10 protein-coding genes are annotated in these 12,583 nt (G+C 71.3%); 8 read left to right on the top strand and 2 right to left on the bottom strand.

What is annotated here, in order from left to right:
- Nucleotides 1–31: 31 nt before the first annotated feature.
- Nucleotides 32–556 carry a helix-turn-helix domain-containing protein gene (locus MUY22_RS33350; RefSeq protein WP_247051144.1) on the bottom strand — a complete coding sequence of 175 codons (525 nt, stop codon included), beginning with the start codon at nt 554–556 and terminating at the stop codon, nt 32–34.
- A gap of 124 nt (nt 557–680) precedes the next feature.
- On the opposite strand from MUY22_RS33350, the gene MUY22_RS33345 reads away from it, so the two are divergent.
- Genes MUY22_RS33345 through MUY22_RS33335 form a run of 3 tightly spaced genes read left to right on the top strand, consistent with a single transcriptional unit; the run spans nt 681 to nt 3,000 of the window.
- Nucleotides 681–1,589 (top strand): NmrA family NAD(P)-binding protein, encoded by a 909-nt coding sequence (locus MUY22_RS33345; RefSeq protein ID WP_247051143.1) that lies wholly within the window; start codon nt 681–683, stop codon nt 1,587–1,589.
- A gap of 11 nt (nt 1,590–1,600) precedes the next feature.
- Entirely contained in the window at nt 1,601–2,368 is a 768-nt protein-coding gene (locus MUY22_RS33340; protein WP_247051142.1) for an SDR family oxidoreductase, read from the top strand.
- A 23-nt stretch (nt 2,369–2,391) separates the two neighbouring features.
- Nucleotides 2,392–3,000: an N-acetyltransferase gene (locus MUY22_RS33335; protein WP_247051141.1), complete on the top strand. Its 609-nt coding sequence runs from the start codon at nt 2,392–2,394 to the stop codon at nt 2,998–3,000.
- 36 nt (nt 3,001–3,036) lie between these two features.
- Here the strand turns inward: MUY22_RS33335 and MUY22_RS33330 are convergent, their stop codons facing one another.
- Nucleotides 3,037–6,315 (bottom strand): trypsin-like serine protease, encoded by a 3,279-nt coding sequence (locus MUY22_RS33330; protein WP_247051140.1) that lies wholly within the window; start codon nt 6,313–6,315, stop codon nt 3,037–3,039.
- A 339-nt stretch (nt 6,316–6,654) separates the two neighbouring features.
- Between MUY22_RS33330 and MUY22_RS33325 the strand changes: the two genes are divergently transcribed.
- The 5 genes from MUY22_RS33325 to MUY22_RS33305 all read left to right on the top strand — a co-directional run bounded on the left by MUY22_RS33325 (nt 6,655) and on the right by MUY22_RS33305 (nt 12,556).
- A complete protein-coding gene (locus MUY22_RS33325; protein ID WP_247051139.1) occupies nt 6,655–7,590 on the top strand; it encodes an XRE family transcriptional regulator in 936 nt (311 codons plus the stop codon).
- Nucleotides 7,591–7,600: 10 nt separating this feature from the next.
- Nucleotides 7,601–8,497, top strand: coding sequence for an XRE family transcriptional regulator (locus tag MUY22_RS33320; RefSeq protein WP_247051138.1), 897 nt, complete (start codon nt 7,601–7,603; stop codon nt 8,495–8,497).
- 176 nt (nt 8,498–8,673) lie between these two features.
- Complete coding sequence (locus MUY22_RS33315; protein ID WP_247051137.1) at nt 8,674–9,213, top strand: CHAP domain-containing protein; 540 nt, start codon at nt 8,674–8,676, stop codon at nt 9,211–9,213.
- Nucleotides 9,214–9,373: 160 nt separating this feature from the next.
- Complete coding sequence (locus MUY22_RS33310; protein WP_247051136.1) at nt 9,374–10,750, top strand: lamin tail domain-containing protein; 1,377 nt, start codon at nt 9,374–9,376, stop codon at nt 10,748–10,750.
- 141 nt (nt 10,751–10,891) lie between these two features.
- On the top strand, nt 10,892–12,556 hold the full coding sequence (locus tag MUY22_RS33305) for a discoidin domain-containing protein (RefSeq protein WP_247051135.1): 1,665 nt from the start codon (nt 10,892–10,894) through the stop codon (nt 12,554–12,556).
- Nucleotides 12,557–12,583 lie beyond the last annotated feature (27 nt).

Here is a 12,583-nt window from a genome sequence, read left to right as displayed (position 1 = left end):
GGCGTCAGCCCCTCGGCCTGGCGGCGCGCCGTCAGAGCGCCGTGACCGGTTCGAGCAGCCGGTGCGGCGTGTTGATCGCGGCGGACAGCGGATCGAGGACCGCGCCCGACTGCTCGTAACCGGGGCCGGGTTCGACGCGGATGTCCGGGACCGGGACGACCACGCCGCAGTTCGCGCAGCGGCCGTCGTGGTCGAGCAGGCCGCCGTCGGCGTCGTGGCGGACGGTGCGCTTCGCCCCGGCCGGCGAGTAGTGCGCGTCGCCCCAGCCCATCAGGGCGCGCACGATCGGCCACAGCTCGACACCCTTGCCGGTGAGCCGGTAGTCGACGACCCCGCCGGCGGCTTCGTCGCGGGTGAACACGCCTTCCTGCACGAGCGCCTTCAGCCGGCTGGTCAGGACGGCACGCGGGATCCCGAGCCGGGTGGCGAAGTCGCCGAAGCGCCGGACCCCGAAGAACGCGTCGCGGACGATCAGCAGCGTCCACCGCTCCCCGACGACTTCCAGGGCCCGCACCAGGGAGCAGTTGCGGTCCGCGTAGGTGCTGGGAAGAGCCATGTCTCCGAGCGTACACCGGCAGTTCGCTCAATGAACTGCTCTCGTGCTACGGTAGCCTAGTTCAGTGAATGAACTACCGGAGACGAAGGCGCTTCGTCCGCGGAACCGCAAGAAAGGACCTGACATGACCCACGACGACAGGCTGTTCCTGATCACCGGCGCCGCCGGCAAGACCGGGAGCGTGACGGCCGATCTCCTGCTGCGGCGCGGTCACCGCGTCCGGGCGATGGTCCGGCGGGACGACGAGCGGTCCCGTGCGCTCGCCGCGGCCGGCGCCGAAGTGGTCCACGGCGATCTGCTGGACCTCGACAGCGTGACCGCGGCGCTCGACGGCGTCAGCGGTGCCTACTTCGTCTACCCCATCCGCGAAGGCCTGCTCGACGCGACGGTCATTTTCGCCCAAGCGGCAACGGAAACCGGCGTCCGGTCCGTCGTCGACATGTCCCAGATCTCCGCGCGCCGCGAGGCGAAGAGCAACGCCGCGCGGCAGCACTGGCTCGCCGAGCGCCTGCTGGACCGGACCGGCCTGCTCACCACGCACCTGCGGCCGACGTTCTTCGCCGAGTGGCTCACGACCTGGTGGGAGCTGCGCGACGGCGAGGGCCACCTCCGGCTCCCGTTCGGCGAAGGCCGGCACGCGCCCATCGCGGCGGCCGACCAGGGGCGCGTGATCGCCGCGGTGCTCGCCGACCCCGAGCCGCACGACGGCGCCGTCTACCCGCTGCACGGGCCCGTCGAGCTGGACCACCACGAGATCGCCGCGGCCATCGGCACGACGCTCGGGATTCCGGTGCACTACGAGCCGATCGACGTCGACGAGTTCGCGGCATCCATGACACACCGCGGCTTTCCCGCGCACCTCGTCCAGCACCTGAGCAACGTCGCGATCGACTACCGCGACGGCGTGTTCGCGGGCACGAACGACCACGTCGAGAAGATCGGCGGCCACGCACCGCAGTCCGTCGAGCGGTTCGTGCTCGAGAACAAAGCCGCCTTCGACACCAGCGGGCCCAACTTCGTCCCGGCTTCCTGAGGAGAACCACCATGTCGTCCGTACTCATCACCGGTGCCTCCCAAGGCATCGGCCGGGCCATCGCCCTGGAACTCGCGGGCCGCGGGCACCGGGTGATCGCCACCGCGCGCCGCCCGGAGACATTGGCCGAGCTGCCGGTCGCGCAGCGGCTGCGCCTCGACGTCACCGACCAGGACAGCGTCGATCAGGCCCTCCGGGACGCCGGCGAGATCGACGTCCTGGTCAGCAACGCCGGCGACACCGTGCGCGCACCACTGGAGACCGTCCCGCTCGCGGAGTTCGACCGGCTCTTCCAGCTCAACACCGTCGGCGCGCTGCGGGTCGCCCAGGGCGTGCTCCCGGCGATGCGGGCCCGGGGCGCCGGGTACCTCGTCTTCGTCTCGAGCATCCAGGGCCGGGTGGTGCTGCCGCTGATCGGCCCGTACGGCGCCAGTAAGTGGGCCCTGGAAGCGCTGGCCGAGACGCTCGCCATCGAGGCGGGCCACTTCGGTGTCAAGGTGAGCATCGCGCAGCCCGGCGCCGTGACGACCGGTGGTGCCGAGCGCGCCAACGTGTTCGTCGACGAGAACGACCCGTACGCCCCGCTGTACCGGCAGCTCGGCACGTTGCGCGGCGAGACGATCACCGCCGAGGACGTCGCCGTCGCGGTGGCCGACACGATCGAGAAGCCCGACCCGCCGCTGCGCGTGCCGGTCGGCGCCCCCGCCGAGCGCGTCCTGCGGGCCCGCAAACAGGCCCCGGAAGACGTGCCCTTCCGGGCGGCCGACATCGACTGGTAGCCGTCCGTGCCATGATCGGTTCCATGGCCGGACCCCACATCAGGACCTACCACCCGGACGACCGGGCCGCGCTGTTCGACGTGTGCGTCCGGACCGGGCACGACGGCGGCGACGCGCGGGAGGTCTACCCCGACCAGGACCTCCTGCCGACCATCTTCCTGGCGCCCTACCTGGACTTGGAGCCCGACCTGGCCTTCGTCCTGGACCGCGGGGACGGCACGGCCGTGGGGTACCTCGTCGGCACCGCGGACACCCCGGCCTTCGCGGGGCGGCACCGGCGCGACTACCTGCCGGGTGTCACCGGCCGCTACCCGGAGCCGTCCGGTCCGCCCGCCACGCCGACCGAAGAGATGCTCGGCGTGCTGCACGCGCCGGAGGACATGGTGCGCCCGGAGGTCGCCGGCTACCCGGCGCACCTGCACATCGACATCCTGCCGGACCACCAGCGCGGCGGGCACGGCCGCGCGCTGATGACCGCGTACCTGGCCGCGCTGGCCGAGCGCGCGGTGCCGGGTGTGCACCTGGTGATGCCCACGGCCAACCGGAAGGCCCGGGTGTTCTACGACCGGCTCGGCTTCCACGACCTCGGCGTCGAGCACCCGTCGGTCACCTACCTCGCCCGCGCCGTCTGACGGGGGCCGCCGCGATCGGCGACGGCCCCCGGTTCCTCAGTAGACGAGCCAGCCGACCGAGACCCTGCCGGCCGCGCCGGCGCTGTCGGTCGCGGTGACGGGCGAGGTGTAGTTGCCCGTCCTGGTCACGGTGCCGGTGATCAGCCCGGTCCGCGCGTCGAGCGCGAGCCCGGGCGGCAGGCCGGTCGCCGACCACGTGTAGCCGCCCGTGCCGCCGGTGGCCCTGAGCTGCAGGTTCACCGCCTGGCCGTGGACGAACTGGTAGCCGGGATCGGTCACCTTGACCGGCCCGGAGCTGCCGGTCTGGACGGTCAGGGTGAAGGTGGCCGTGTGCGTCTTCTGCGCGTTCTTCCCGGTGACGGTGATCGGGTAGGTCCCGGCCGGGGTGGACGCGCTCGTCGTGATCGTCAGGGCCGACGAGCCGCCCGCGTCGATCGAGGACGGGTCGAACGCCGCGGCCGCCCCGGCAGGCAGCCCGGACGCGGTCAACGCGATCCCGCCCGGTGCCGTCGTCCCGTCCAGGTGCGCCTTGATCTCGGCCGCGTAGGTCGTCACCCGGGCGTAGACGCCGTAGGTGTTGCAGGCGTTGGACATCCACGAGAAGAACCCGACGATCCGGTTCCCTTCGAGGAACGGGCTCCCGCTGTCGCCCACGCAGACGCCCTTGTGGCCGTCGGCGTAGCCGGTGCAGAGCATCGAGCCGTCGGACCGGTACTGCGTCGTGTCGACGTGCTGGGCGCAGTCCGAGTCCTTCGCGACCGGGAACTCGGCCGTGCGCAGGACGTCCGAGTAGGTGTTCTGCCCGGTCTTGCCCCAGCCGATGCCGCGGCCCATCGTGCCCGGCGCGTTCACCGAGTCGTCGGTGGCGATGGTCGGGTACTGGATGCCGGCCGGGACCGGGACGTCCTTGTCGAGGGTGATGACGGCGACGTCGTGCCCGGTCTGCCAGCCGGTGTAGTCGGGGTCGGTCCAGGATGCCTTGATGTCGGCCCGGAACCCGGCGTCGGTGAGGTTGGTGGCGCCGTAGACGAACCACTTGGTGCCGGAGTTCTCCAGCAGGCAGTGCGCCGCGCCGACGACGGTGTGCGGGCCGACCAGCGCCATGCTGCACGACTGCTTGCCCGGGAAGACACTTCCCTCGCGGCGCATGGAGATCATGAACGGGTACTGGTCCACAGTGGTCGTGTCACCGCCGACGACGCCCGGGTGCGCGGCCGCGGTGGCGGTGGCGCTGACCGTCGTCTTCGCCGGCTGGCCGGCCTTGACCGTCGCCGAGGAAGGCGACAGCGCCAGGGAGAAGTCGCCCGTGCCGGAACCGTTGACCGTCAAGGAAACCGCCGCGGTGTGGGTGACGTCGGGGCCCTTGCCGGTCACGGTGACCGACGTGGTGCCCGGCGCCGCCGAGGCCGCCGCGGTGAGGGTCAGCGTCGAGGACTTGCCCGCGGTGACCGTCGCCGGGGCGAAGGACGCCGTCACGCCGGCGGGCAGCCCGTCGGCCGACAGCGCGATGTCCTGGGCGCTCCCCTTCGTGACGCTCGTGGTGATGGACGTCGTGACCGACTGGCCCGGGTCCACGCTCACCGACGCCGGTGACGCGGCCACGGAGAAGTCGTTCGCCGGAGCGGGAGCGGTCCCGTTGATCAGCGGGTCGGCCAGGTTGTCGCCCTGCGGCGAACCCCAGCCGGTGCACAGGTCGTAGCCGGTGCCCGCGTTGTAGGTGCCGTTGCCGCCGCTGGTGACGTCGTGGAAGGCCGACGCGTACTGCGCCGAGCCCGCGACCGCGTAGATCGCCGGGTTCATCGCGCCGACCGTGCTCTTGCCCTGGCCCTTGGCCTTCTGGTTGACCATGGCGACGTACCCGGCCCACAGCGGGGACGAGAGGCTGGTGCCGCCGACGTCCTGCCAGCCGCCGTTCATGTACACCGACAGCGCGCCGGCCCCGTAGTCCGCGTCGAGCGCGACGTCCGGCACCGAACGGAACTGGCTGCTGCCCGGCTGCCACGACGGCTTCGCGTAGATCTGCGAGTAGCCGCCGCCGGAGCGGGTGTTGCCGCTGCCGCCCTGGTTCCAGCACGACTCCGCCTGGTACGTCCCCGCGCTGTCGCTGGTACGCAGCTGCGTGCCGCCGACGCCGGTGAACAGCGGGTCGCTCGCCGGGAAGTCGGCCTGCACGGTGCTGTTGTCACCCTGGTAGCCGCAGCCGGTGGCGCCCCAGTCGCCGGACGCCGACAGCATCGTGATGCCTTGGGCGGCCATCTGCGTGTAGGAGTCGTGCGACGCCTTGATCGGCGACGACTCGCACTTCTCGCCGTTGAGCCAGGATCCGGACAGGATGGTGATGCTGTTGTCGCTGGCGATCTTGGCCATCTCGTCGACCCACGCGGCGTCGCTGTTGGGGGCTTCGTAGACGGTCTGGGCCGCGCCCGGAGCCGTCGCCGCCACCGCTTCGACGTCGAGGGTGACTTCGAGCTGGTCACTGCCGGGCTGGGACACCCCGCCGTTGACCGGCACGACCTTCGGCGTCACCGACGGCTGGCCGAAGTTCTTGGTCCAGGCGTCGATGTCGGCCTGCTTGAACGCGTCGAACTCGATGAGCCCGACGTTCTGGCCCGCGCCGGTGTAGGACCCGGACAGCTTGGTCATGCTGTAGGCCGTGCGGAACTGCGCGGGCGTGTAGCCGCCCGCGGGACCGCCGGGCCCGGCCGGCCCCTGCTTGATCGCCGGGCCGCTCGCGCGGTGCGCGACCGGGCGGTCGGACAGGCCGAGCACACTGCGCACGACCCCGCCGAGCGCGGCCGGGATCGAGGGCGCGGCGTCGTTGGCGTAGAAGTGCGCGCCGTCCGCGCCGGTGTAGTCGCCGAGCGACGTGCCGAAGGCGGCTTTCACCGCGTCGGCGGTGCCGGTGGCGTCGACGACCTGGCGGTTGCCCGCCACCGACGTCACCCGGAAGCCCTGGGTACGCAGGAAGTCCGTCACCTGCGCGACGTCGGACGCGGTCGGGGCGAAGCGCGCGTTGTACTGCTCACTGGTGAGGTAGTGGCGGTAGCCGGGTGAGCGCGGGTCGCTGACGGCGGCGACGAACCGGTTCAGGCCGGCTTCGTCGTGCGGGCGCAGCGCCACGGCGATCCCGACGCCGCGGTCTCCCGCGACGGCGGCGTCCCGGTGCGCGCCCGCCGGCGCCGCGATGCTGTCCGGCAAGGGGACCCGGGTGTTCTGGGCGTGCGCGACTGGCGGTCCGACGGCCAGCAGCGCCGCAGCGGTGAGGAAGGTGGTCGCCGCGGCGGCCGCTCTCCTGGCGCTGGGGAAGGGGGACATCTGTTTCCTCCGGGAGTGGAGTGGCGACGTTTCCTGCGGCACACCGGATGCAGTCGACGCCGGAGACCGGCCGAACGCTAATCACGGGCCGTCACCCGGAGAATCCCTGCGTGAACGTTCAGTTCCGTTCACGGTGAACCGGTTCGCGCCGGGTTCCGCCGCAGGTCGGCGGCGCGATCCGTAGCCAGTTGTCCACAGAGGTCCGGACGTGTTCAGTGCGGACGTACCTCGGGTGGATTGCCGCTTATGCCCCGGATTCCACCCTTCGGCCCTACCACCGATCGCGATCACCCGCCTACGGTCCGCGAACCCCTCGGAGTGGCGAGCTGTGGAGGTCCGATGGCCGGAAATGCCGTGGGAACGCGGGCCGTGCCGGTGGACCGCGAGCTGCGCCGGCTGCTGCGGCACGGCACCTTCGCGCAGGTGCTCGACCACGCGCTGGCCGTCCGCGGGCTGAGCCTGGAGCAGGTGCAACGACGGCTGGCCGCCCGCGGCGTGCGGGTCAGCCGCGCCGCGCTGAGCTACTGGCGGCGGGGCCGCAGCCGGCCGGAACGCGAGGAGTCGCTGCGCGCGGTGCGGGCGCTGGAAGACCTGATCGGGCTGCCCGGCGAGTCGCTGGTGGTGCTGCTCGGCCCGCCGCGTCCCCGGGGCCGCGGCGCCGAAACCGAACCGGGCGCGGTCGACCGCCGGCGGCTGTGGCCGTCCTGCGGGCCGGCGCTCGCCGCCATCGACGCGCCGCCGGAGGGCCAGGTGCGGTACCTGGACGTCCACGAGCACGTGCTCGTCGACCAGCGCCGCCGCCTGCGCGAGGTCCGGACGCGGCTGGTGCTCGAGGCGACGACCGACCGGACGGACCGGTGCGTCGTCTACGAATGGGCCGAGGAGTCGTCGCGCCCGGTCCTGGGTGAACTGCGGTACTGCCGGCAGGGCCGGACCCGGCCGCAGGAGGCGAGCACCGCCACGGTGTGCGAACTCCTGCTGGAGCAACGGCTTTCGGCGGGCGACCGCACGGTCGTCGAGTACACCTGGCGCTACCCGGGCGGTTCGGTGCTGACGTCGTTCCACCGGCGGTTCACCCGGCCGGTGCGGCAGTACCTGCTGCAGGTCGAGTTCACCGGCGAGGTGCCGCCGCACTGCGTCCCGTACCGGCAGCCGACCCTCAACAGCCCTCGGCAGCCGGGGAAACCGTTGTGGATCGGCGGGTCCGGGACGGCGCACCTTGCCGTCCCCGACGCCGGCCCGGGGCTGCTCGGCCTGCAGTGGGACTGGAACTGAGGCACCGCCCGTGTCCGTGGAGTTCGAGTCCTCACACACGGCGTTCTCGCTCGCGCTGGACGCCGCGATCGCCGAGTCCGGCCTGTCGCTGGAGCGGCTGCAGCGCCACCTGGCCGCCCGCGGCGTGACGCTGTCCCGGGCGTCGCTCTCGTACTGGCGCACGGGTCGCTCCCGGCCGGAGCGCGAGACCTCTTTGGACGCCGTCACGCACCTGGAAGACGTCCTCAACGTGCGCCCCGGCACGCTCAAGTCGTTGCTGGGCCCGAAAGCACCCCGCGGCCGCTGGCTGGGCGGGCCGCCCGAGCGGCTGGCCCGGCACCGGCTGTGGCCCGCACTGCACCCGCTCTCCGCGGAGCTGAAGCCGCCGCCGGACGGCCACGTGCGGTTCTGGTCCCTCCACGACACGCTGTTCGTCGACGACCACAGCCGTGAGCGGCACCTGCGGGTGCGCATGGTCGCCGAGGCCGCGATGGACGGCGTCGACCGGATCATGACGTTCTTCCAGGCCGACGGGCCCGAGCAGGACGATCCGGCCTACGAGGACCTGCAGTCCTGCACCCTGGGCCGGGTGCTGACCGACCGGGCCACCGGCCTGACCGCGGGCGAGCTCCTGCTCGACCGGACCCTGGCCGCCGGCGACGTCGCCGCGGTGACCTACACCCTGAGCTTCGGCCGGGGGCACGAGACCGACCACTACCACCACCGGTTCACCCGGCCCGCGCAGCTTTACGTCTGCCAAGTGCAATTCGCTTCCCGCATCCCGCGCCTCGCGCGGGAATTCGGACAACGACAGCTGGGCGGGCCGCGGACGCAAGGCCGTCCGTTACCCGTGGATTCGGGCCACGCGGTCACTTTCGCCACTCGTGACGTGCGCCCGGGCATCCTCGGCGTCAACTGGGAGTGGTAGCCAAATCTGTTTACAGCACTCGACGCAGTGCCGTTGACCTGGGGTTGTGAGACGTCCCAAGACAGTGACACGTCAGTTGTTCACTTAGCCTGTCCGCTTCCCGTTGCCGCCTTTACCGTTCTGGCCAGCTCTTTTCTTTGCGGTCTCCCCAGCTCCCCCCGGTGAAGGGAATTCCCATGTCCGTCAAGCACACCCTGTTCGCGGTCGCCGCCGCCGCGAGCGTCGCGCTCGCCGGTGCCCCGGCCGCGGTCGCGGCCCCGGCGACCACCACGGTCCACCACACCACCCAGTCGATGGCCTCGCTCTTCGGGACCACCGCCGCGCCGGCGGCGCCCGCCACGATCGGCGACACCTACCCCGCGAAGTGGCGCAACATCCCGCAGGACTCGGTGGTCGACGACTGGAACATGTACAACCGCGAGTGCGTCTCGTGGAACGCGTACAACATCGCGCGGCACGGCAAGAGCGCGAACAACTACGGCGACGCCAAGTACTGGGACGACAACGCCCGCAACCACGGCTTCCGCGTCGACAACACGCCGACCGCGGGCGCGACCGCGCAGACCGACGCCGGGCAGTACGGCCACGTCGCCATCGTGGACAGCGTCAACGGCAACCAGGTGACCGTCGAGGACTACAACTGGGACGGCACCGGCCACTACCTGCGGCACACGGTGAACAAGAACGACTTCCGCTACATCCACTTCTACGGCTGACCATCGGGCGCCACTCGCGTCCCGATCACCGGCACGCGAGTGGCGCGCCCACGGACGTTCGGCCATCGTTCAGGGGAAACCCACCTCCCGGAGGGCGTTCGTTCGGCCCGCCCCGGAACGCTGAACCGGCTCTGGATCCCCGACCCCGAGGACGGACACCGTGACCGAATCCCGTGCCCGCAGGCGCGTCTTCTGCCTCGTCGCCGGTTCGCTGCTGGCCACGGCCTGCGCGAGCGGCCCGGCGCACGCCGCCGCGGCCCAGGACGTCCACCTCAACGAGGTCGTGACCACGGGCAGCGTGAACGACTCCGTCGAGCTGTACAACTCGGGCACGGCCGCCGTCGACGTCTCGGGCTGGATCATCAAGGACGACCAGGACAACTCGAAGTACCAGATCGCCGCCGGGACGTCCCTGGCGCCCGGCGCGTTCCGCGCGTTCGACGTCCACAGCTCCTTCGGGCTCGGTTCGTCGGACAAAGCGCGGCTGTACCAGGCAAACGGCACCACCCTGGTCGACAGCGTCGGCTGGAGCGAGCACTCCGCCCCGTCGTGGTCGCGCTGCCCGGACGGGACCGGCCCGCTCACCGCGGCCCCGCTGACGCTCGGCGCCGCGAACAGCTGCGGCTCCGGCACCGCGCCGGTGGCGTGGCCCGGCGGCAGCTCGGTCACGACGGCCGACGCGTCGAACGTCTTCGGCGAAGACCTCAGCGGCCTGTTCCAGGACGGCGGTGTGCTGTGGGCCGCGCAGAACTCCGGCAAGCTGTGGCGCCTGCTGCCCAACGGTTCCGGCGGCTGGAAGCCGGACACCGCGAACGGCTGGTCGTCGGGCAAGACGCTGCGGTTTCCGGGCGGCTCCGGCAATCCGGACAGCGAGGGCGTGACGGTCACCGGTGGCGCGGCGTTCGTCGCCAGTGAGCGCAACGGTTCCGGCAGCAGCCGGACGTCCGTGCTGCGCTACGACGTGAGCGGTACCGGCGCCACGCTGACCGCGACGAAGGAGTGGAACCTGACCGCGGACCTGCCGCCGGTGGGCGCCAACCTCGGCTTCGAGGGCGTCACCTGGGTTCCCGACGCTTCGCTCACCGGCGCCGGGTTCGCCGACGCCTCGACCGGCGCGGCCTACGACCCCGGCCACTACGGCGCGCACAGCGGCGGCGTGTTCTTCGTCGGCGTCGAAGGCACCGGCATGGTGCACGGGTACGTCCTGCAGGACTCGGGCGCGTTCACCCGCGTGGCGTCCTTCGCCAGCGGGATGAGCGGCGTCATGGAGGTGCAGTGGGAGCCGCAGGCCGCGCGCCTGTGGGTGGTCTGCGACGACACCTGCCACGGCCAGCACCGGACGTTCCGCGTGAACTCCTCCGGGGCGTTCGCGACGACCGCGGTCTACAACCGGCCCACCGGCATGCCGGACTACAACAACGAAGGCTTCGCCCTGGCCGGCGCGAACGAATGCACCGGCGGTACCAAGCCCGTCTACTGGTCCGACGACAGCGACGACGGCGGGCACGCGCTGCGCAAGGGCACCGTCAGCTGCTGACCGAGCGTTCCTCACGACAATTTTTGCAGACTTCAGTACGTAAATTTCTGAAATCGGTCCGACTATTGCCAGTTCTTGGCCGGAAGCCTACAGTCGCCTCCCGGAACACGTACTCGTGCAACGGTGCCGAGAGGATCTGCAATGGCGATCTCCCGCAGGACGTTCATCGGCTCGGCCGCGGCGGCATCGGCCTGGGGAGCGCTTTCCCTCGCCGGTGCGCCCGGAGCGTCCGCCGCCGGCGGGCCGGGGGACGTCGTCGGCAAGATCACCGTCGGGTACCAGGGCTGGTTCGCCTGCGCCGGTGACGGCGCGCCGATCAACGGCTGGTGGCACTGGAGCCAGAACTGGGGGCAGACGCCGTCGACGGGCAACAACGTGATCAAGGCCTGGCCGGACATGCGCGAGTACACCCGCACCTACCAGACCGCTTACGCCAACTTCGGCAACGGCCAGCCCGCGACGCTCTTCTCGTCCTACGACCAGCAGACCGTGGACACGCACTTCCTGTGGATGCAGCAGAACGGCTGCGACACCGCCGCGTTGCAGCGCTTCAACCCCAACAGCAGCGAGGGCCCGACGCGCGACGCGATGGCCGTGAAGGTCCGCAGCGCCGCCGAGGCGCACGGGCGGAAGTTCTACATCATGTACGACGCCACCGGCTGGGCGAACATGCAGCCGGAGATGAAGGCCGACTGGACGGCGAAGATGTCGGCGCACACGGCGTCGTCCGCCTACGCCCGCCAGAACGGCAAACCGGTCGTCTGCATCTGGGGTTTCGGTTACAACGACGGCAACCACCCGTGGGACGCGAACACCTGCCTCGACGTCGTGAACTGGTTCAAGGGCCAGGGTTGTTACGTCATCGGCGGCGTGCCCAGGGAATGGCGCACCAGCGACGGCGGCTCGCGGCCCGGCTTCGGCGACGTCTACCGCTCCTTCAACATGATCTCGCCGTGGATGGTCGGCGCGGTCGGCGACGCGGCGGGCTCGGACTGGATGTACCAGAACCTCACGGTGCCCGACCAGGCCGACTGCAACGCCCACGGGATCGACTACCAGCCGTGCGTGCTGCCCGGCGACGTCTCCGGCCGGCAGCGCGCCCACGGCGACTTCATGTGGCGCCAGTTCTACAACATGGTGCGCGCCGGCGTGCAGGGCATCTACATCTCGATGTTCGACGAATACGGTGAAGGCAACCAGATCGCGAAGACCGCGGAGAACGCGTCGATGACCCCGGCCGGCTCCGGCCTGTTGGCCCTCGACGAAGACGGAACGGCGTGCTCGTCGGACTACTACCTGCGCCTCACCAACGACGGCGGCCGCATGCTCAAGGGCCAGCTCGCCTTGACGGCAACCAGGCCGACGTCACCGACCCTGACCACGGGCGGCTCGACCGACCTGGCCCGCGGCCACGCCACGACCGAAAGCAGCCACACGCAGAACTACGGCGCGGGCAACGCCGTCGACGGAAATGCCGACAGTTATTGGGAAAGCACGAACAACGCGTTCCCGCAGTGGGTGCAGGTCGACCTCGGCGCATCGACCGCGGTGACGCGGATCGTGGTGGCCGTCCCACCGTCGAGCGCGTGGAGCACCCGGACGCAGACGCTGGCGCTGTCGGGCTCGTCCGACGGAACCACGTTCGACACCCTCTCCCCCGCGACGGGTTACGTGTTCGATCCCGCGCGGGGCAACAACGTCACCATCACGATCCCCCGCACCAGCCGCCGCTACCTACGCTTGACCTGCACCGGCAACACCGGCTGGCCCGCCGGGCAGATCGCCCGCTTCGAGGCCTACAACTGACGCCGCCGCGCTGACCGGCCGCGCTCG

The sequence above is a fragment of the Amycolatopsis sp. WQ 127309 genome (assembly GCF_023023025.1).
GTDB lineage: Bacteria > Actinomycetota > Actinomycetes > Mycobacteriales > Pseudonocardiaceae > Amycolatopsis.
Note: the sequence above shows the minus strand (reverse complement) of the source record. Positions and strands in the feature narration are given on the sequence as shown.

Coding starts and splice junctions, on each gene's coding strand:
- MUY22_RS33350 (WP_247051144.1), bottom strand. CDS start 556: ATGGCTCTTCCCAGCACCTACGCGGACCGCAACTGCTCCCTGGTGCGG.
- MUY22_RS33345 (WP_247051143.1), top strand. CDS start 681: ATGACCCACGACGACAGGCTGTTCCTGATCACCGGCGCCGCCGGCAAG.
- MUY22_RS33340 (WP_247051142.1), top strand. CDS start 1,601: ATGTCGTCCGTACTCATCACCGGTGCCTCCCAAGGCATCGGCCGGGCC.
- MUY22_RS33335 (WP_247051141.1), top strand. CDS start 2,392: ATGGCCGGACCCCACATCAGGACCTACCACCCGGACGACCGGGCCGCG.
- MUY22_RS33330 (WP_247051140.1), bottom strand. CDS start 6,315: ATGTCCCCCTTCCCCAGCGCCAGGAGAGCGGCCGCCGCGGCGACCACC.
- MUY22_RS33325 (WP_247051139.1), top strand. CDS start 6,655: ATGGCCGGAAATGCCGTGGGAACGCGGGCCGTGCCGGTGGACCGCGAG.
- MUY22_RS33315 (WP_247051137.1), top strand. CDS start 8,674: ATGTCCGTCAAGCACACCCTGTTCGCGGTCGCCGCCGCCGCGAGCGTC.
- MUY22_RS33305 (WP_247051135.1), top strand. CDS start 10,892: ATGGCGATCTCCCGCAGGACGTTCATCGGCTCGGCCGCGGCGGCATCG.